Origin of the sequence: Listeria goaensis (assembly GCF_900186125.1) — a bacterium.
GTDB lineage: Bacteria > Bacillota > Bacilli > Lactobacillales > Listeriaceae > Listeria > Listeria goaensis.
Genome location: NZ_FYBQ01000007.1, coordinates 122556 through 143719 on the forward strand (window position 1 = coordinate 122556; position 21164 = coordinate 143719).

The 21164-nt window shown below is 39.7% G+C and carries 16 protein-coding genes; 11 read left to right on the forward strand and 5 right to left on the reverse strand.

What is annotated here, in order from left to right:
• The first annotated feature begins 2 nt into the window (after window positions 1-2).
• On the forward strand, window positions 3-1103 hold the full coding sequence (ychF, locus tag CFT42_RS09660) for a redox-regulated ATPase YchF (protein WP_088816020.1): 1101 nt from the start codon (window positions 3-5) through the stop codon (window positions 1101-1103).
• Between the two features lie 175 nt (window positions 1104-1278).
• Here the strand turns inward: ychF and CFT42_RS09665 are convergent, their stop codons facing one another.
• Window positions 1279-1833: a fibronectin type III domain-containing protein gene (locus CFT42_RS09665; RefSeq protein WP_088816021.1), complete on the reverse strand. Its 555-nt coding sequence runs from the start codon at window positions 1831-1833 to the stop codon at window positions 1279-1281.
• A 268-nt stretch (window positions 1834-2101) separates the two neighbouring features.
• Window positions 2102-4435, reverse strand: coding sequence for a bifunctional glutamate--cysteine ligase GshA/glutathione synthetase GshB (gene gshAB, locus CFT42_RS09670; protein ID WP_088816022.1), 2334 nt, complete (start codon window positions 4433-4435; stop codon window positions 2102-2104).
• A 150-nt stretch (window positions 4436-4585) separates the two neighbouring features.
• Here gshAB and CFT42_RS09675 point away from each other — a divergent pair, with 150 nt between their 5' ends.
• The 4 genes from CFT42_RS09675 to CFT42_RS09690 all read left to right on the forward strand — a co-directional run bounded on the left by CFT42_RS09675 (window position 4586) and on the right by CFT42_RS09690 (window position 8174).
• The gene (locus CFT42_RS09675; protein ID WP_088816023.1) at window positions 4586-5473 is read left to right on the forward strand and encodes an ATP-binding cassette domain-containing protein; all 888 of its coding nucleotides are present in this window, start codon (window positions 4586-4588) and stop codon (window positions 5471-5473) included.
• A gap of 12 nt (window positions 5474-5485) precedes the next feature.
• Window positions 5486-6619, forward strand: a complete 1134-nt coding sequence (locus CFT42_RS09680; protein ID WP_088810065.1) for a hypothetical protein — start codon at window positions 5486-5488, stop codon at window positions 6617-6619.
• An 86-nt stretch (window positions 6620-6705) separates the two neighbouring features.
• On the forward strand, window positions 6706-7362 hold the full coding sequence (locus tag CFT42_RS09685) for a DUF1129 family protein (protein WP_088816024.1): 657 nt from the start codon (window positions 6706-6708) through the stop codon (window positions 7360-7362).
• An 83-nt stretch (window positions 7363-7445) separates the two neighbouring features.
• The gene (locus CFT42_RS09690; protein WP_088810063.1) at window positions 7446-8174 is read left to right on the forward strand and encodes a MurR/RpiR family transcriptional regulator; all 729 of its coding nucleotides are present in this window, start codon (window positions 7446-7448) and stop codon (window positions 8172-8174) included.
• Between the two features lie 52 nt (window positions 8175-8226).
• Here CFT42_RS09690 and CFT42_RS09695 read toward each other — a convergent pair whose 3' ends face one another.
• From CFT42_RS09695 to CFT42_RS09705, 3 genes are read right to left on the reverse strand one after another with little or no spacing between them, the layout of a single operon-like run.
• On the reverse strand, window positions 8227-9603 hold the full coding sequence (locus tag CFT42_RS09695) for a PTS sugar transporter subunit IIC (RefSeq protein WP_088816025.1): 1377 nt from the start codon (window positions 9601-9603) through the stop codon (window positions 8227-8229).
• 35 nt (window positions 9604-9638) lie between these two features.
• Window positions 9639-9941, reverse strand: coding sequence for a PTS sugar transporter subunit IIB (locus CFT42_RS09700; protein ID WP_088810061.1), 303 nt, complete (start codon window positions 9939-9941; stop codon window positions 9639-9641).
• Between the two features lie 52 nt (window positions 9942-9993).
• On the reverse strand, window positions 9994-11448 hold the full coding sequence (locus tag CFT42_RS09705) for a glycoside hydrolase family 1 protein (RefSeq protein ID WP_088810060.1): 1455 nt from the start codon (window positions 11446-11448) through the stop codon (window positions 9994-9996).
• A gap of 453 nt (window positions 11449-11901) precedes the next feature.
• On the opposite strand from CFT42_RS09705, the gene abc-f reads away from it, so the two are divergent.
• From abc-f to CFT42_RS09735, 6 genes are all read left to right on the forward strand, one after another.
• Entirely contained in the window at window positions 11902-13515 is a 1614-nt protein-coding gene (gene abc-f / locus CFT42_RS09710) for a ribosomal protection-like ABC-F family protein (protein WP_088816026.1), read from the forward strand.
• Window positions 13516-13612: 97 nt separating this feature from the next.
• Window positions 13613-14335, forward strand: a complete 723-nt coding sequence (locus CFT42_RS09715; protein ID WP_088810058.1) for a Crp/Fnr family transcriptional regulator — start codon at window positions 13613-13615, stop codon at window positions 14333-14335.
• A gap of 53 nt (window positions 14336-14388) precedes the next feature.
• On the forward strand, window positions 14389-14925 hold the full coding sequence (locus CFT42_RS09720; protein WP_088810057.1) for an O-acetyl-ADP-ribose deacetylase: 537 nt from the start codon (window positions 14389-14391) through the stop codon (window positions 14923-14925).
• 244 nt (window positions 14926-15169) lie between these two features.
• Window positions 15170-16318 (forward strand): ArgE/DapE family deacylase, encoded by a 1149-nt coding sequence (locus CFT42_RS09725; RefSeq protein ID WP_088810056.1) that lies wholly within the window; start codon window positions 15170-15172, stop codon window positions 16316-16318.
• Window positions 16319-17120: 802 nt separating this feature from the next.
• Window positions 17121-18905 (forward strand): DNA helicase RecQ, encoded by a 1785-nt coding sequence (recQ, locus tag CFT42_RS09730; RefSeq protein ID WP_088816033.1) that lies wholly within the window; start codon window positions 17121-17123, stop codon window positions 18903-18905.
• Window positions 18902-21061, forward strand: coding sequence for a DNA topoisomerase III (locus CFT42_RS09735; RefSeq protein WP_088810055.1), 2160 nt, complete (start codon window positions 18902-18904; stop codon window positions 21059-21061). Before recQ ends, CFT42_RS09735 begins: the two co-directional genes overlap by 4 nt.
• Window positions 21062-21164 lie beyond the last annotated feature (103 nt).

Here is a 21164-nt window from a genome sequence, read left to right on the forward strand (position 1 = left end):
ACATGGCATTAACAGCTGGTATTGTGGGGCTTCCCAATGTAGGGAAATCTACACTTTTCAATGCAATTACGAAAGCTGGGGCGGAAGCAGCCAATTATCCTTTCGCAACAATTGATCCAAATGTAGGAATTGTAGAAGTTCCTGATGAACGTTTAAATAAATTAACTGAACTTGTAGAACCTAAAAAGACGGTACCAACTACGTTTGAATTCACCGATATTGCTGGGATTGTAAAAGGAGCAAGTAAAGGTGAGGGGCTTGGTAATAAATTTTTATCTCACATTCGCCAAGTGGACGCAATTTGTCATGTGACACGTTGTTTTGAAGATGAAAATATTACACACGTTGAAGGCCGAGTTGATCCGCTAGACGATATTTCAACAATCAATTTAGAGCTGATTTTAGCAGACCTTGAAACGGTTGATAAGCGAATTGGTCGTGTGGAGAAACTTGCAAAGCAGAAAGACAAGGACGCTGTCGCTGAATTTAACGTGCTTTCTAAGCTAAAAGATGCTTTTGAGAACGATAAACCAGCACGTGCAGTGGAATTTAATGAAGAGGAAGACAAAATCGTCAAGAACCTTTTCCTTTTAACTAAAAAGCCTGTTCTTTATGTTGCGAATGTGAGTGAAGAAGACGTGGCTGACCCGTCTAGCAATCCTTATGTGCAAAAAGTGCAGGAATTCGCGGCTAGCGAAGGCTCAGAAGTTATTGCAGTATGCGCGCGCGCTGAGGAAGAAATTGCGGAACTTGAAGACGAAGATAAGCGTGAATTTTTAGAAGCGCTTGGCATTGAAGAATCTGGCTTGGATAAATTAATTCGTTCTGCATATTCATTACTGGGATTAGCAACGTATTTCACTGCTGGCGTGCAAGAAGTACGTGCATGGACTTTCCGTAAGGGTATGAAGGCGCCGCAATGTGCGGGAATTATCCATACAGACTTTGAGCGCGGCTTTATTCGTGCCGAAGTGGTTGCATATGATGCACTCGTTGAATACGGCTCAGAGCAAGCGGCTAAAGAGGCTGGGAAAGTTCGTCTGGAGGGAAAAGAATACCTTATGCAAGATGGGGACGTTGTCCACTTCCGATTTAACGTATAAAGTGTTTCACGTGAAACAAAAGCTTACTATTTTAGTTAAAACTCGACTGGATTTAGCCGGTCGGGTTTTTCTTTATAGACAATCTTAAACCATATGTAACTTAAATTTAAAACAATAAAAAGACCTCTAAAAGTTAGAGTTTTTAATCTAAACTTTTAGAGGAATAGGCTCTGCTTTAATTACTTGGAGCTGTGTAGTAAAGTGGAGCAGTTTTTCCAGATTTATTTCCAGCTCTATCGACAGTTTGTAGGTTATAAGTATAAGTTTCTCCTGGTGTAAGGTTTTGATCGGTATACGTAAAACCATCAGTAGTTGCGATTCTTATACCATCACGGAACACATTGAAGTAACAACCGACTCCTGAATATTTCCAAGATATGCGGAATTTCAAATCGTTTGTTCCAGGTGTTGTGTAGATTTGAGGATAACCGTGACTATAGGTCACAGATCCATCTTTATAAGTAGCTTCAATCCTATATTTATATGTAGTTCCATGTGCAAGACCCATATCATAGAAGCCAGTTCCAAAAGTGGATCCGATTTTCAGCCCATCTCTATAAATTGTGTAGTGATCAATCTCGGCAGTTGCCGCTTGCCAAGTAAGAAGATAAGTTAAATTATTTTCTGGAACTGCTGCCTCAGCATCTTGTGAAGGTACTACCCAAACAATTGCTGCAACCATTGCTAAAAATAGAAGTGCTGGGAAAAAAGTTTTTTTAATAGTGTTCATGTAAATCCTCCTCTTTTTTTGTGTTGTTTTCTTTTATATATTATCATACGAAAAAATGAAAATCAATAAAATTATATACAAAAATAAAAACGGCATTAAAAAGAGGGGAAAGCCCTAGTCCCAGTCCGTATTCCAACTTTTAGAGTTTTAAGTGAAATGAGAAAGTCTGGTCAAAATAAAAAGCATGCAACCAGTAGGGCCAATTTCAAAATGGCGTGATTACCGGTTTCATGCTTTTTATTTTTAAAATCTAATTATCTCCAAAAGGTTATTTAAAAAGATAATCGATAATTTTATCACCTGTCGCAACACGTTCACCTTTGTAAGGAAACGCATGCATATGAGTAGCAGGATTGAAATTTAGCTCAATAATCGCTGCATTTAAATAGTCAGTTGGATTAGGTGGCACAATAATATCGACACCACAAATCTTTGCATGGGCAACTTTTGCCGCACGAACAGCCAAATCTTTATAGTAAGAATCCATTTCATCAGTGACGTTAATACTATCACCGCCAGTGCTAATATTTGAGTTTTCCCGGAGATAAACCGTTTGATTTAAATTCGGTATATCCTCCCACATCAACTGCTGCTGCGAAAGCATCAAGGTTTCTTCAGGCCCTTGTTGGATTTTTTCGAGCGGCTTTAAATGATCTGTCCCGCGTAGTGGATCCGAATTTTTCTCCTCCACAAGTTCGCGAATCGAGTGAATTCCGTCACCAACAACGTTAGCCGGAATTCGTTTTAGCACCGCCACCACTTCATCACCCATTACAAGAAAACGATATTCATCGCCAGGAATGAATTCTTCAATCATAATCGCAGAGTCATGGCTAAACGCAATTTTGATAGCTTCTTCAAAAGCTTCTTTTGTGAAAAAGTTTTTAAAAATGCTGATGCCTACACCGTAGTTCGTTGATTTAGGCTTAATCACAATTTGTTTTCCTGCGAAATTTGAATAGCTCAAAAGAGCATCCTCTAGCTCAGTATGATTTTCCCCAAACGGAACACGAATGTCATTTTCAGCCAAAATGCGTTTTGTCACCACTTTATTTTCCATTACAAGTACCGTCACATAATTATCCTTAGACGTCTTGGTTGCTTGCTTCACAATTTCGCTTTTATCACCAAGTGACAGACGTAAAAAGTTTTCCGACCGGTCTAAAACGTCGACTTTTAAACCTTTCTTCCAGGCAGATTTCCATAAAATTTGCGTAGAAAGTTCCATGTCTTCCGCGCCGATAAAACGGTATGCTTCGGCATCTGCTTCTTCTAGTGATTCCTTAGCGACATTTAAATGAAAGTTTAAATAGCCGAGCTCTTTAATTTTTGTCGCAATTTGGGCGGAAATCGTTTCTGCAGGGTTAGCCAGACGTTCTTTTTGAAGTGAAATGACGTCTTGCAGCTCCTTATCGTCTGGGACAAGCTCTGAAAGGAACGTCGACATTTTGTTTAATTCTAGCAAACCAGCCTCTAAAAATGGAGTTTCCACATGGTCACAACCCATAATAGGTGGTTGTGCAAGGCCGAAAAGTGCAATTTTCTCCTCATTATCATCAGATATCTGCTGATTATCAGGGCAAAGTCGATTATTTTCAGAAAGCAAACCAGTAATTAAGAACAGATGAATAAAATGCAAAGTTTCCTTGGAAATCCCATTTTTCTCAAGTGGATTTAAATCGATTGCGCGAATTTCAATATATTCAACGCCTTGTTCAGCTAGGCTTTCAAGCGTTTGGTCGGTATGGCTATTTTTTAACCGAATAGGATTGTAAAATTCACGCATACTATTAATTCGACCATTTTCAATGTGGCTAGCAATTGAGGAAATGTAGCCATCAAAAGAATCATAATCAATATGCAAGGAATCTTTGTTTTTATAGCCCGCAGAGCTGTTTCGTAAGGAAATGCCGTCTTTTATAATACTCGCATTATCCGCAGTTTTCACAGCATCAGGAACGGTCGTAAAGCCGTCCATATAGGCAGGGCCGCCGCCCGTTAAGTAAATCAATAACCAGCGATTTTTCATAAAATATTTGGCCACTTTTAAGTAAATCTGATTTTTAAAAGCCTGAAACGTCTCATTTTCCTTGCGAAACGCTTGAAAAAGCTCTTTCAAAAAATCATCAGAAAAAGAGAAATTGTAATGAATGCCAGATAAAAGCTGGATTTTCTTGCCGTACTCCACCGCTAAATGTTCGCGGTAAAGGCGATTTGGATGATCCTTTGTCTGGTATTCGGCAATCGGAATGTCCTCCTCGGCCGGAATAAGGGCAGGGTTGCTGTTTGGCCAAAGCTGCTCATTTTCAGGAAGCGCCAGCGAAACAATATTATGCAAATTTGTAATCGCATTATAAACATCCTCCACAGAATCGCAGACAGGCGTAATCATTTCAACTTGGCTTTCCGAAAAATCGGTTTTAATATATGGATTTTCTTCTTTTGGTCCAAAAATAGAGGGATGCTTGGTTAGCGCTAGATGCCCACTAGGCGTCACGCGTAAGTTTTCCTTTTCCAATCCGAAATGTCCCGAAAAAAGTTGTTTAGCTAAAAGAGGGTTTTTTTTAATAAAAGAAATGTACTGTGAATCTAAGTTAATCATGTTTTCACCTCAGGCGCGTTTATTTTCATACTCAATATTACAACAAAGCGAGTGAATAGTATAACAATTGGTTTGTGAAATACTTTAATAGTTACACTGCTTTCATGTATAATAAATGGGTGAGTATATTTTTGGAAGGAATGGGATATTATGCGCGTAGAAAACATCAAAAAAGTTATTGATAACAACATTGTGTTACAAAATATTTCTTTTGAGTTAAAGCCGGGTGAAATTACAGCGCTTATCGGACGAAATGGTGTCGGAAAAACAACTTTATTCAGCACGATAATAGGGATTTTTTTGCCAGATGAAGGAAAAGTCACAATTGATGGCGAGAATATTTTAAATAAGCCAGCTTTAAAGCGAGAAATCTTCTTTTTAGAAGATAGTATGAATTATTTTAACTCTCATAATGTCAAGACGATTGTAAAACTATACCGCTCAATTTATACGGATTTCGATGAATTTTATTTTCAAGAGCTAATGGAACGTTTTGACATGAAGATGGACACCAAAATCATTTCTTTTTCAAAAGGTAGGAAAGCGTTATTCTTTATGATTTTAGCTTTTTCCTTAAATGTGAAATATTTACTTTTAGATGAGCCGATGGAAGGGCTTGACGTCATGATTAAACGTGACATTTTGAATTTTATTTTAGAGCAGGCGAAGGAGAAACATACAAGCGTTATAGTCGCCTCGCATCGCCTAGACGAGCTTGACGAAATTGCTGACCGTGTTTTACTTCTAAAAGGCGCATCGCTTGAACTGGATTTGTATTTGGAAGAATTTAGGCAGCAGACAATGAAAATTCAAGTCGCTTTTAAAACAAAAGGTGTGCCGGATTTTGTTAAGCAGGAAGCGAAACTGCTTTACCGGAATGGACGAATCTTTACGATTTACGTATCACAAGATAAAGAGGATTTTTTAGAGCGCTTAAAACGAGAACAAGTCCTTCTCTTGGAGGAAATGACCATGACGATGGAGGACATTTTCACCTTTTATTTAGCAGAAGAAAAGATTTCGTACTTAGAGTTATAAGGAGGAAAAAATATGTTTTCAAAAGGATTGTGGTACAAGGAGTGGCAAAGCGCTAGATGGATTTTAGTTCTTCTTGTTATCATGTTTTTTATCGGGATTTTTGGCGGGCTGATGACGGATGCGAATACGTGGGCAGATACGCGCGACTATTATCATTCTGAAAGTTTCCAAAAAGAACAGGAAAGTGACCCCGATTTGCAGCTTTCCAAAGAAGAAATTAAAACGAATTTAACGATTGTTTATTTGAATCCACTATTTCCAGAGTTGGTAAACCCAAAATATGAGGATATAAGTCCTTATTACATATCATTTACAGGATCGATTTTCTTTGACATCATTAAGATTGCTGTCTTTGCTCTTGGATTATTTATCGTTGCCTTTGAGCGGTTCACACGCAAAAATCGCTTTACCGCCATGTTGCCATACAAAAGACGCCACGTTATATCGGTCAAAATGTTGCTAGGCATCAGCGCAATTACAGTCGGTCTCCTCAGTTCTTTAGGGGCGGGAATGCTTTACTTTCAGGCTAAAATACCAGCCGAATATCTTGACTGGGAAAAAACGAAATTGCTTCACGACATTTTAGGAGCCTACCTAAGTTTTATTTTAATTTTCTTAGTAGCCGTCATTATCGGCTTATGTATTGCTTCGCCAGTTGCGAGCGTTTTAATAGGTGTTGGTGCGCTTCTCTTCCCAGTGTTGCTTATCGCCAGCCTAGACAAAATGTATATGATTTTAAATCGCAATAAGGGTGAATTAGATATGTCATCGCTCATTTTACGTGAGGACTATTTGAAAGTCTTCTCGCCGTTTGATATGCAGTTAAAATCAGTCGGCCCGCTTTGGTTTTTCTTTGCACTAATGATTGCATGTGTTATTTTCGCCATTTGGCTATTTAATAACCAAAAATTGGAACGCAATGGCCAATTGTTCGCGTTTGGCTGGGTGAAATGGATTGTGTATTTCTTTTTCGCGCTCAGTTCAGGTTTATTTGTTGCCAATGCTACGGATGGCAATGTAGAAAGTGGTATTTCCTTGTCCCTTTATCTCAGTATTGCAATTGTCGTCCTTTTCATTGCCTTTTTCGCAGCAATATGGATTGTTCGGCGCTATAATGCGTATTTCCAAATGGCAAAATCAAGTTGAAATAATATCGCGTTTTAGAAAAAGTTTAGGTATAATAGAGTTTGTAGGAAAAGAATTCAGCTTGAAAATTAGGAGGAATTAATTTAGTGACTACTGAAACGACAAACATTTCTTTAGCCGAGCAAAAAGAAAAGCTCACAAAAAAGAACTTGCAATATGTACAAGAAGTTGAAAAACATTTACGTCAGACGGGTTACCCAGAAGTACAGCAAGAAAGTATTCTTATTGAAATGACAGAAAAAATCTTGGCGGAACAAAAACAAGGCGTAACGGCCCGCAAATTGTTTGACTTAACACCGACAGAATATGTCACTTCTTTAACGGTTAAAGCAGCACGTGCTGAAGCGGCACCAAATACAAGCAAATGGTGGCTTGGTTTAGACGGAGGCTTACTCGTTCTGGGCGCAATGATGCTTATTTCAGGATTGAGTGCTTATTTCCAAGGACAAACTTTAGGATTAGCTGTTCTCCTTATAACGGGTATTATAGGTGGTTTCGCCATGATTATTTTACGCCGTTATGCAACAGAAATGCGTGCAGGAAGAAAAGGTGGAACACTTCGCTACATATTAATGGCCGTCCTAGTTATCGCACTGTGGATGTTCATTATGACGATTGTTCAAATTACAGTTCCACCAGCAATTAACGTTGCGTTAGATCCAACGGTCATGGTCATTGCCGGAGCTGCCATTCTAGCACTTAGATGGTACATTAAAAGAAAGAAAAACATTCCATCATTATAAAATAAGAAGGAAGCAGGTTGAAATCAACCTGCTTCCTATGATTATTTCCCGGGAAATAATCATGACAAATCGGGGGGAATATGATGTTTTCCTATGAAATTATTAAGCAATTTACGGAAACAGAACAACATCTATACCGTTTTATTATGGAAAATCGGGATAAAGTTATGTTTATGCGAGTGAGAGAACTTTCAGAAGCGACACATGTTTCGCCAGCTTCAATTGTTCGTTTTACACGAAAACTTGGATTTGACGGCTTTTCAGAATTTAAAGTTCAATTAAAACAAGAAGCTAAATCAAATAGTAAGAGGAAAACAGCGGATACAGTTGAGGTTTTGGAAGAGTTTTTTGAGCGGACGTTAAATCGTGACTATGACAAGCAATTGGATGCTGCAGTTAGCATGATTCAGCAAGCAAGCCTGGTTGTGTTTTTCGGGATAGGGACATCAGGGATTCTAGCAGAATATGGCTCCCGTTATTTCTCCAACTTGAAAAAAAGAACCTTTTATATTAAAGACCCCTTTTACCCCAATCCTGGAGAGCAGTTTGAGAATGCTGTTATGATTATTTTATCGGTATCTGGTGAAACAGATCAAGTCATTTTGCAGGCGCAGAACATGCGCGAGTATGGCAGTAAAATTATTAGCATTACGAACACAACAAAGAACACGCTTGCAGGGCTTTCAGATGTAAATATTCCGTACTTTGTGACGCCAGAAATGGTTGACCGGACAAATATTACGACTCAAATTCCTGTGTTGTTTTTGCTAGAATCGATGGCAAAACGTACATATAATCAAGAACATGCCTAAAAAAGAAAGTTCTCCTTCTTGAGAACTTTCTTTTTTGGTGCGCGCGATTTAATTATTCATTTACAACTTCGGGCTTTGTTTTCTCAGCCGATTCGGTTGCTTTAGCGTCCATTGCAGCATCAGACGCGGCTACTTTATTCGAAATAATAACAAATGGTAAATAAATGACAGTTGCGATGGCCAGGCAGAGTAGTCCAACCAGTAGAGCTAGCCAGTTTCCACCTGTTCCGAGGAAAGGAATCAGCGGGCCTGGAGTTGTCCAAGGCACTTGATAAGCAATCGGTGGAATGATTTTCGTTGCTACAAAGAAATACCCAACTAGTGTAGTGACTGCCGGTACGACGATAAAAGGAATAAACATAATCGGGTTTAATACAATTGGTAGCCCGAAAATGACAGGCTCGTTAATATTGAAAAGCCCGGGCGCAATAGAAAGCTTGGCAATATCACGATGATCAGCGCGGCGAGAGGCAATGAAGATGGCGATTAAAAGACCAAGCGTCATTCCAGAGCCGCCGTAGTTAGAAAAAGCATCATTTAAGCCAGCCCAAGTTGCCGGGTATGGTGCGCCCCAAGCCGATCCATGTTCCGAAACGTAAGATAAGTTTGCTAAGTTTGGTTCAGTGAAAATGGTATCACGAATCGCAGCAACTGTATTTGGACCATGAATACCAAGAATCCAAAGCAAGTTCGAAATAAAGCCAAGAATTAAGACGGAGTAAACATTTGTCCCCATATCTTTAAGTGGTGATTGAATGACTTTATACACCAAATCGTGAAGTCCCGCTGGAGCAATCAGCGAAATAAGGTAATTTAAAACAGAGAAGAGAATCATGACAATAATAACCGGTACAAGCACTCTAAACGAGCGTGAAACCGCTGGCGGCACTTGGGGCGGCATTTTAATTGCTAACCGCTCGTTACGTGCTAACCGACTGAAAACTTCCCCAGTAATAAGACCAACAATTAGAGCGACGAAAAGCCCTTGGGCACCTAAGAATTTGATAGTTAAGTAAGCTTGTTCCTCAACCATCGTGTACGGCGTATAGATTATGAAGAATGCCCCAATAGCTGTAAGACCACATAAGAGCTCATCTTGTTTAAAAAAGATTGCCAAGTTTCGTGCCACTAAAAAAACAATCAAAATGGCCATTATGTTGGTGGAGCCCTGTAAAATAGGAGCAAAGACGGCTTGTGCTTCCGCTAAATTGGGAAAAATCTTACCAAGAAATAAAATTTTAGCGATAAATCCGTCTGGAGATAGGACTGCAAAGTTAAGTAAAATAATGATTGAACCAGCCATAATTAAAGGGAAAACTAAAATGAATGCATCACGAATGGCTGCAATGTGGCGTTGTGAATTTAGCTTGTTTGCCACGGGAACTAAAAAGCGCTCCATACCATGCTCAAATTTGGTCATCATACTCATTTAAAAAACCTCCCATTTTAAAAATCATTTAATTTTTAGTGAATTGCAGCAAGCGCCTTCGTTAAGACTGCAGCACCGTTCATTTTACCATAATCAATCATATCAATAACGGTTACAGGTATTCGGCCAGCAGCCATTTCCTTAATCTGCTTCTCCTGATAGCGAACTTGTGGGCCAAGCATGACGATATCGACATCATTTATTTTATTGCTTGCTTCAGAAATCGAGAGCGCTTCAATCGCAACATCCTCCCCAATCTCTTTTGCGTGCGCTTTCATTTTTTCAACTAGCAAACTGGTGGACATTCCTGCTGCACAAACAAGTAAAATTTGTTTCATAGTAAACCTCCTGTTTTTTCTCCGCCCTGCGAAAAGGGCGGAGGAGTAGCACTCATTTTTTCATTTCTCGTTCAATATTGCGCCCATTTTCTTCAATCGTATCTTTATACCAAAAATAACTATCTTTTTTGTAACGTGCAAGCTCTTTTTCGTCGGTTTCATCGCGGTCTACATAAACAAAACCATAGCGTTTCTGGTAGCCGTTTAACCAGCTAAGTAAATCTGTGAAGCTCCACGTACAATAACCAATCATTTCGACGCCATCTGTGATTGCTTCTTGAATTGCATATAGATGGTTACGAATGTAATCAATACGGTATTCATCGTGAATCTCCTTGTTTTCTGTTAGCGAATCGTATTCACCAAGCCCATTTTCGGTAATCATAATCGGCAAGCGATAACGACTCGTGATACGTCTAAGCCCAATTCGAAGCCCGGTCGGATCAATGTCCCAGTCCCAATTCGTTTTCTCTAAATGTGGATTGTTCACGTGCTTCGAAACTCCCGGGATCCCGCTTTCCTCCGTAGTGCCTTTCTTGCCCGTCGTGTTCATTTTCCCAGCCCCAACACCATCTCTTGGGTTGAAAGCATTGGTCATAGTGCGGTAGTAGTTGACACCCATAAAGTCTGGGCGACCACGTTTTAAGAGCTCCATATCCCCTGGCTGTATCGTAGGTGCAAGATCATTTTCTACCAGCCAGTTCCAAGCGGCAATAGGATATTCGCCAAACGTATAAACATCCATCCAAAAATAGGCACTTAGTTCTTCATTATCAAGGGCAGCTAAAACGTTTTTTGGATTTGCATCAATCGAGTAGCTTGGTCCATAAGCAAAACTAGGTCCAATTTTCCCATCCAGGCCAAGTTCGCGATATTTATTAATCGCGGAAGCATTCGCTAAATTGGCGATATGATTTGCTTCATACATGCGTTTTAAGTCCGAAATCCCAGGAGGGTGATACTCCAATTGATATCCGTGCGTGATAAATACATTTTGCTCGTTTAGGGTCACCCAGTGTTTCACACGGTCGCCGAAGCGTTTAAATAGCACCTCCGCGTAATCCGTAAAGTCTTGAATAATACGCCGAGATTCAAAGCCGCCGTATTCGTCTTGAATACCTTGTGGGATATCCCAATGATAGAGCGTTACAATTGGTTCTATCCCACAAGAAATCAGTTCATCAATGAGATTTTCATAAAATTGCAAGCCAGCTTCATTAACCGCCCCGTTGCCATGCGGAATTACACGGCTCCAAGAAACGGAGAAACGATAGGCGCGCAATCCTTGTTCAGCCATCAATTTAACGTCTTCTTTGTAGCGATGGTAGTGGTCAACAGCGACATCTCCATTTGTTCCTTTATATGTTTTTCCGGGTATTCTTACAAAATTATCCCATACTGATGGGCCTTTTCCGTCTGTATTCCAAGCTCCTTCAACTTGATAGGCTGCAGATGCAGAACCCCATAAGAAATCTTCTGGAAAGGGCTTTAGATTTTTATGTTCCATTTTGACACCTCCGTCATTAAACTTGTTATTCTCAATGTAAGCGATTTATTTCTAAACGTAAATAGTTTCATGCCTTTCTGGTCATTGTTTCATGTGATTGGTAAAAGTTTCAAAACTGAAACAACATGTTTCATTGACAAAATGCCAAAATCAAGTTATTCTGTAAGAAATAAATTAAAAGTGAGGTGAGATCGATGTTTCTTTCAAAGGCACAAGCAAGTTTAGTTGAATTCTTATATATTGTTCGTGCGCTTTTTTCCATTTTCGCATTTACAGGGGACAAGTATGCCCAGTTTTCAGTAAATGCATAGATGGAATTTGAAGAGAAGCATGGATCTCATTTTGAATAAATGGGAAGGCACCAGGCGCTTGTCTGGTGTTTTTTTTTGCGTACAAAAAATGTTTCACGTGAAACATTCATGCCTCTTTTCAGCGTGTGAAGGAGGAAGAAAGATGAAAATTATAGATTTAAATCAAGTAAGTAAAAGCTTTGCGGGTGATAACATTTTAAACAATATTTCCATGCAAATCATGGAAGGTGAACGAGTTGGTCTCATTGGACGAAATGGTGAAGGTAAAAGTACGATATTAAAAATTATTGCAGAATTGGAAAGCATTAATAGTGGAAATGTGACTCGAAAAAAAGGTCTGCGAATCGGTATGTTGAATCAATTCCAAGAAAAAACAGCTGATGTGACAGTCTATGATGTTTTAAAAAGCAGTTTTTCTAATCTGCTTGAAATGGCTTCGCAAATGGAGAACTTGGAAAAACAAATGGAGATGGATGCCTCGACTAAAATTATGGATCGATATGGCGATTTACTTGCATCATTTGCGGAACAAGGCGGTTATGAAATGGATTCGGAAATTGCGAAAGTAATGAATGGCCTGGGTATCAGTTCTTTACAAGCGGAAAAATTTAAAGATTTAAGTGGTGGCGAGAAGACGAAAACAGCTTTAGGAGCACTTTTATTGCAAAAAAACGATTTGATTTTACTTGATGAACCGACGAATCATTTGGATTTAAAAGCAGTGACATGGTTGACGCAATTTTTACAGCGCTATAAAGGTGCCATCTTAGTTGTGTCACATGATCGATATTTCTTGGATGAAATTGTTTCAAAAATGATTGAATTGGAAAACCAGGAACTCATCACGTACCATACTAATTTTTCTGGCTATTTAAAAGAGCGTGAAGAACGGATTTTAAGAGAATTTCAAGCATATAAAGACCAACAGAAAAAAATTAAAAAGATGAAGCAAGCAATTAAGCAACTTAGAGAATGGGCAATACAAGCCAACCCGCCAAATGATAACTTCTTTAGGCGAGCCAAGAGTATGGAACGAGCGCTTGAGCGAATGGAAAAAGTAAAACGTCCTGCTTTAAGTCAAAAGGAAATGCAGTTGCAGTTTGAAGAGGCGAAACGAAGCGGGGAAGATGTTGTCTTGTTTGATGAAGTGACAAAATCATTTCATGACCGGGTTTTGTTTGAAGATGTTAATTTGCATATTCGTGAGGGGGAGCGTGTTGCGATTATTGGCGATAACGGTGCCGGTAAGTCAACGCTTCTGCGGATGATTTTAGGAGAGGAGGCACCGAGCAAAGGGCGTGTGAAGGTTGGGAGTAATGTGAAAATCGCTTATTTATCGCAACAAATGGACGAAATGTCGGGCAAGGAAACCGTGCTTGAAGCATTTCGTAAGGAGGTTCACGTGCCAGAAGGAGAAGCACGAAACATGTTGGCGAATTTTATGTTCTATCAGGAAATGGTCTTTCAAAAAGTAGAGCAACTAAGCGGGGGAGAGCGTATGCGACTTAGATTAGCCAAGTTCATCAATCAGCCAGTCAACACGCTTATTTTAGATGAGCCAACGAATCATTTGGATATTGCATCGCGCGAAGTGCTTGAGGAAGCAATTCGTCAATTTAAAGGAACATTAATTGTGATATCACATGATCGATATTTTATTGACGAAACTTGTTCACGGACACTTTATTTGCATAATAAAATATTAAACAATTTTGATGGAAATTTTTCCTGGTTTTCTGAAAAAGTTATATTTTAACAAAAATAAGATATTTTTTGTGACTTTTTTGTGAAACTTGTTAATTTATATATTAATTTTACAAAAAAAGGTTTAACAAAATTAGTAGAAGTGGATTATGATTTTAGTTGAGAGAAACGACAAAGAGGAGTTTTTTATGATGTATAATAGAGAGAATCAAGCCACTCAGATTTCGGAAGATGAAATATTAACCCTTTGTAAACGTGAGAAAGACTTTAATAAGCATGCTAAAATGATTCTTTTTAAAAAGGGTCAAACCATTTTTACTGAATCAAATCCAGATGGAAAAGTATATTTTCTAGTTGCCGGAACAATGATGTTAAACCTTAGTTTTGAAGAGATGGAACAACAAGAATTAACATTGAAATTTTTAACTGAAAGTGCTTTTTTTGCCCCAGATGCACTTATGCAATTCGACTCAACAACTCAAGTAAATATCAAGTCTTTGACAAGTGGGGCATGTTGGGAAATTAATCATTCTTTCTTAACTCGCATTTTAGCACGTGCTGGAATTGATTCGCGCTTTTTTTTAAATCAGAAGGAGCGACTTTTGCAGATGGCGATGGAGCATTTAGTCAAAAATACTTTGTCTAAAGAAGAAAGAATTCGTGCTTGTATTGCTCAAATTGGACTAGAACTTGGCAGAGAAGATGAACAAGGTCAAATTATTTTGCCTTCAGAGATTACTCAACCCATTTTAGCAAAGTATTCGACTGCAACACGTGAGTTTGTTGCGCTAACACTTGGCCGACTTGTGCAAGATGATATTTTACACGTTCGACCGAAGCCATGGATTATAAAAGATATTAATCGTCTTTAAAAAATGCACTTTCTCTTTCTATGCTTTAAAATAGAGGGAGGAGGTGCTTTTCTATGAAAATACGTTTAGTACAAGGTGACATTACAGAACAGACGACCGATGCAATTGTAAATGCCGCAAACAACACACTCCTTGGCGGTGGCGGCGTAGATGGTGCCATACATCAAGCAGCAGGCCCCGAATTGCTTTCGGCTTGTAAGAAGATTGCGCAAAAAATTGGAAGCTGTACAACGGGTGAGGCAGTCATTACCGAAGGATTCCAATTGCCGGCAAAATACGTTATTCATACAGTTGGACCTATTTGGCAGGGTGGAGATAAACGCGAGCCGAATTTATTAGCTTCTTGCTACTGGAAATCGCTTGATATCGCGGCATATAAAGAGCTAAAAAGTATTGCGTTTCCCAATATCTCAACGGGTATTTATCAATTCCCGAAAGAACTGGCTGCTGAAGTTGCAATAGATACAGTTTCCGAATGGCTATCTGCAGAACCTGAAACGTCCTTAGAGGAAATTTGTTTTGTATGTTTTGATGTAGAAAATTATCAATTATATGATATTAAGTTACGAGAAAAAGGTTTATTAAAATAAAAAAATGGAATTCTTAGGGAACTTTCATATTATTCACAGCAGAATTTAGGGAAATCTGGATAATATATAGTCATAAGCTAACAACAAACAAAACATTTTCATTTCCCCAAAATGAAAATCCCAAAACTCCCTTTTTTGACCAACGTGGTTTCCTCCCTTTTTCCACGTTGGTTTTTTTGTGCGTAAAAGTAATGAATTTAGGGAATAGAAGGAAGAGTAAATCTAGGTGAAAGAAGGATGGGACATGGAGCGACAAGAAAAAATACAAATCTTGAAAGACATTGTAAGCATTGATTCTACGAATGGAAACGAAGAGGCTGTGGCAGACTATTTAGCTGCGGTTTTGAGTCGCCATGGGATTCAATCTCAAAAAGTGATGTTTGCTGAAAAGCGAGCGAATTTAATAAGTCGTATTGGGAACCCAAATGGTCGCGTATTAGGTTTCTCGGGTCACATGGATGTGGTTGATGCGGGGAACTTGGCGGATTGGGACACGCCCCCTTTTGAAGGAACTGAACGAAATGATCAGCTATACGGTCGCGGGGCAACGGATATGAAATCTGGGCTGGCGGCGCTTATTATTGCGATGATTGAACTTGCCGAAGAGAAGATTTCGTTAGACGGAGAAATCAAATTGCTTGCGACTGTTGGTGAGGAAGTAGGGGAGCTAGGCGCTAAGCAGCTTACTGACGAAGGGTATGCTGATAATTTAGATGGTTTAATTATCGGTGAGCCGAGCGGGCATAATATTGTCTATGCGCACAAAGGATCGATGAATTATAAGATTGTTTCTTTTGGAAAAAATGCGCATAGTTCGACACCTGAATTTGGAATTAACGCAATTGACAATTTGATGCTTTGTTATCGTGCAATAGAAAGTTATGTTCACTCTATACAGAAGGAAAATGCAATTTTAGGAAAATTTATCCATAATGTCACCATTATTGAAGGCGGTAATCAAGTGAATAGCATTCCTGAGCAAGCATACATGCAAGGGAATATCCGAACTATTCCAGAAGTTAGCAATGAGGAAGTGAAGCAAAAATTTGCTGAAATTGTAGAACAGTTAAATGGACAAGAGCAAGTTCAGTTGGAATTAAAGTGGGATTATGATAAGCAACCCGTGTTTAGTGAAGCCGACTCCGAACTCGTTCAAGTCGCGCAAGATGTGGCGCAAGAGCTTATCGGAAAGAAAATGCCGCTTCTTGGGATTTCAGGAACGACAGATGCTGCGGAATTCACAAAATCAAAAAAAGAATTTGCGACAATTATTTTTGGACCAGGGAACGAAACGCCGCATCAAGTGAATGAATATGTCAGCATCGCGAATTATTTGGAAATGATTGATGTGTATAAACAAATTGCGATTCGCTTCCTGAATGAAAAGAAATAAATCATTTTCTTAGTGAATTTTCATTTTTTTCACAGTGGATTTTAGGGATTTCTCGGTAATATATAGTCATAAGCTAACAACAAACATTTTCATTTTCCCCTTTTAAATGAAAATCCCAAAACTCCCTTTTTTGACCAGTGTGGTTCCTCCCTTTTCCACACTGGTTTTTTTATGGATTGAAAAAGTATATTTACAAGAAAGAATCAGTCTGCAATAATAAGTTTGGAAAAACCACTTGATTTAGCCACCAAGAGATGACAAAATATAACAGCTTTACCGGGAAACGTGTTTTTCTTAACAAACTTTCATTTTTTTCACGGTAGATTTTAGTAGAGTGCAGTTAAAATATAACCATAAGCTAACAACAAATGATTTTCATTTCCCCCAAATGAAAATTCCAAAACTCCCTTTTTAACCAACGTGGTTCCCTCCCTTTTCCACGTTGGTTTTTTTATGTCGACTTTGAAAACTTGAATTTCATGTGAATATGGAAGGGCGTGTTCTGGCTAAAGGCTCTGTTTATGATGTGCAGTTTCAGTTAATTTGGGGAATTCGTTCTAGCATGGCTACTGTTGTGTCAATCTTCGCGAAAGCCACCCACAACGATATGCAAATTACAAAAAGAAGCACCTAATTACAGCGTATAATGTATAGAAACACTCAAATTACCATATTTGGGTGTTTTTTTCATGCCTAAATTGCAGGTCAAAATGGAATTTTGCGTTTGGTGAGCGATTATTCATTTTGCGCGTTTTGTGGTACACTTTTAAATAGACTAAATTCGGAAAAGGAGGCGTATATGGTGCTCAAACAGGCAGAAGAGATTTTACAAAAGAGCTTTGGTTATGCGTCATTTCGTTCGGGGCAAAAAGAAGCGATTCGACAGCTTTTAAATCGGCAAGACACGCTTGCGATTATGCCGACGGGCGGCGGGAAATCGCTATGTTATCAAATTCCGGCACTTGTTTTTGAGGGGCTTACAATTGTGGTGTCGCCACTTATTTCGCTCATGAAAGATCAGGTCGATGCGCTTCATGCAGCGGGAATTTCGGCGACGTTTATTAATAGCACATTATCCATTCGAGAAGTGAATGAAAGACTTAATTTGGCGCGGACAGGGAACCTCAAAATGCTGTATATTGCACCCGAACGACTAGACACGCCACAATTTCAAAGCCTTTTAGATGAAACGGAAATTTCGCTTTTTGCAATTGATGAGGCGCACTGTATTTCACAGTGGGGACACGATTTTCGGCCAAGCTATTTGAAGCTGTGCGATTATTTGAATGATATGGCTGTAAGGCCGCTGATTGTCGCTTTGACGGCTACAGCAACGCCAGACGTTTCAAAGGATATTTGCAAATTGCTCGGCATTCAAAATGAGCATGTTATCAAAACGGGATTTTCTAGAGATAATTTAGCTTTTCAAGTCGTAAAAGGGCAAGACAAGGATAAGTATTTGCTCGATTATTTGGCACAAAATAATACCGAATCGGGCATTGTATATGCGGCTACGCGTAAGGAAGTCGAACGGATTGCGGAGTTTTTGAATAAAAACGGGGTTTCGTCCGGAAAATATCACGGGGGCATGAATGATACGGAGCGCGACGAAACACAAACTGCTTTCCTTTTTGACGAAAAAAGAGTGATTGTAGCAACAAATGCATTCGGCATGGGCATCAATAAATCGAATGTGCGCTTTGTTTTGCATTACAACATTCCGCGCAACATGGAGGCGTACTATCAGGAAGCAGGACGTGCGGGACGTGACGGTGTGCCGAGTGACTGTATTTTACTGTTTTCGCCGCAGGATACGCACATTCAGCAGTTTTTGATTGAGCAATCGGAGCTCCCGGATGAACGGAAAGAGAACGAATACCGCAAGCTGCGACAAATGTCGGGTTACGGATACACAGAGATTTGTTTGCAAAAATATATCGTTCAGTATTTCGGTGAGGACGAGGAAAACTGCGGGAAATGTAGTAATTGTTTAGATACACGTGAGGAAAAAGATATTACGATTCAAGCACAGCAAGTATTTTCTTGTGTGAAACGTATGGGCGAGCGATTCGGAAAGGTGCTTGTGGCCAAAGTTTTAACCGGATCGAATGACCAAAAAGTGAAGCAATGGCGTTTTGATCAGCTTAGTACGCACGGTTTAATGAAAGGCATGTCACAAAAAGACGTTTTGCAACTCATCGACTATTTGACAGCGGAAAAATATTTACAACCGGCAGACGGACAATTTCCTTCGCTTTATTTGACGGAAAAAGCCGTTCAAGTGCTGAAATCGGAACTAATTGTGATGCGAAAAGAAGCGAAACAGGCGACGCGTGTTGTTCTTGATGTGGACCAAACGCTATTCGAATTGTTACGTGAGAAACGACGAGAGCTTTCCGTACGCGACAAGGTCCCACCATACATTATCTTTTCGGATGAAACGCTGCGTGAAATGTGTCAATTTATGCCGCAAAATGAAGTGGATATGCTGAAAATTAAAGGTGTTGGAGCGGTGAAGATGGAAAAATATGGCTTTGAATTTTTAACGCTTTTACAAAATGAACAAACTGGAGTGAATGTAGAATGACAAAAACAGTAGTGCTAGCTGAAAAGCCTTCAGTTGGTAAAGATATTGGTCGCGTTTTAAATGCGCGCGGAAATGGCAAGAACGGCTTTTTAGAAGGCGACAAATATATTGTGACGTGGGCTCTTGGGCACCTCATTACGCTGGCGGATCCTGAGATGTACGACGCGAAATTTAAGAGCTGGGATATGGCAGATCTCCCGATTTTACCCGAAAAAATGAAGTTAGTGCCAATTAAAGAAACACGCCGTCAATACGAAACGGTGAAGAAACTTTTGCTTAGAAAGGATGTTTCGGAAGTTGTCATTGCGACGGATGCGGGACGCGAAGGCGAACTAGTTGCGCGCTGGGTGCTTGATTATGCAAAAGTGCGCAAACCTGTTAAGCGCCTGTGGATTTCGTCTGTGACGGACAAGGCAATTCGGGAAGGCTTCAAAAATTTAAAGCCCGGAAAGAACTATGAAAACCTATATCATTCGGCAGTTGCCCGTTCGGTTGCGGACTGGGTTGTTGGGATTAATGCAACACGCGCATTGACGACGAAATTTAACGCGCAGCTGTCTTGTGGTCGGGTTCAAACGCCTACGCTCGCAATGATTGCCGCTCGTGAGGAAGAAATTCAAAAATTTAAGCCAAGAGAACACTATACGCTCGAAGCCGTTACAGAAAATGGGACTTTTACTTGGAAAGAGGGGCAAGTTTTTGATAAGGAGCGAATTGAAACGCTTCTGAAAAAATTGCGTGGTGCTGATTTGCATGTGACGAGTGTCGATGTGAAAGAGAAAAAGAGTTTTTCGCCGGGGCTGTATGATTTAACAGAACTGCAACGTGATGCGAACCAGCGCTATGATTTCTCTGCGAAAGAAACATTAAACTTAATGCAAAATTTATATGAGCGTCATAAAGTGCTGACTTATCCACGTACAGATTCGCGCTATCTTTCTGATGATATCGTACCTACTTTGAAAGAGCGTCTTGAAGGTTGCGGTGTCGGCGAATATGCGAAATTTGCGCGCAGCATTATCCAAAAAGGAATAAAAGCGAATAAATCTTTTGTTGATAACCGCAAAGTTAGTGACCACCATGCGATTATTCCGACTGAAGAAACTGTGTCACTTGGCGATTTATCGGACAAAGAACGGAAAATTTATGACCTAGTTGTAACGCGCTTTCTAGCCGTGCTTTCCGAGCCTTATGTGTACGAGGAAACGAGCGTAGAAGCTAAGATGGAAGATGTCGCCTTTTCTTTAAAAGGAAAAGTAGTTAAATCACTTGGTTGGAAGGCGATAGCTGGGCGGAACGATGAAGCTGATACGGTAACCAAAATGAAAGTCGGCGATAAAATTCCTGTCAGACAGGTTCAAATTCGTTCTGGAAAAACCAAGCCGCCAGCAAGATTCAATGAAGCCACACTGCTTTCGGCAATGGAAAATCCAAGCAAGTATATGGCGACTTCCGATAAGAGTTTAGCAAAAACGCTTGGTGAAACGGGGGGGCTTGGCACAGTAGCAACACGCGCAGACATCATTGAAAAACTTTTCAACAGCTTTTCTTTGGAAAAACACGGGAAAGAAATTCAAATTACATCAAAAGGACGCCAATTGCTGGACTTAGTTCCGTCTGATTTGAAATCCCCAGAATTAACGGCTGTTTGGGAGCAAAAGCTATCGCAAATTGCATCTGGAAAACTGAACGAACAAAAATTCACGAGCGAAATGCGCGACTATGCTAAAAAAGCCGTTTTAGAAATCAAGCAAAACGATCGCAAATTTAAGCATGATAATGTCACCTCGCAAAAATGCCCAGACTGCGGTAAGTTAATGCTGAAGGTCAAAGGTAAGCGCGGCACAATGCTAGTTTGCCAAGACCGAGAATGCGGGCACCGCGAATCCCTATCGCGTGCAACCAATGCGCGCTGCCCCAATTGCCATAAAAAACTAGAGCTAAAAGGGCAAGGAGATAAACAAATTTTTGTTTGTGGTACGTGTGGCTATCGTGAAAAACTGAGTGCCTTTAATGATCGTCGTGGCAAAGAAAAAAATAAAAATGTTTCTAAAAAAGATGTTGCGAAATATATGAAACAGCAGAATAAACAAGAAGATGAGCCATTTAACAATCCTATGGCAGAGGCTTTAGCTAAATTGAAGTTAGATAAGTAGTTGAAGGAATCGAATGTTTCACGTGGAACATTCGATTTTGCTAGTTATAATAAAGAGGTTGTCTGATAATCAAACGCAATTTCTTGAGGATTTAATTAAGAGG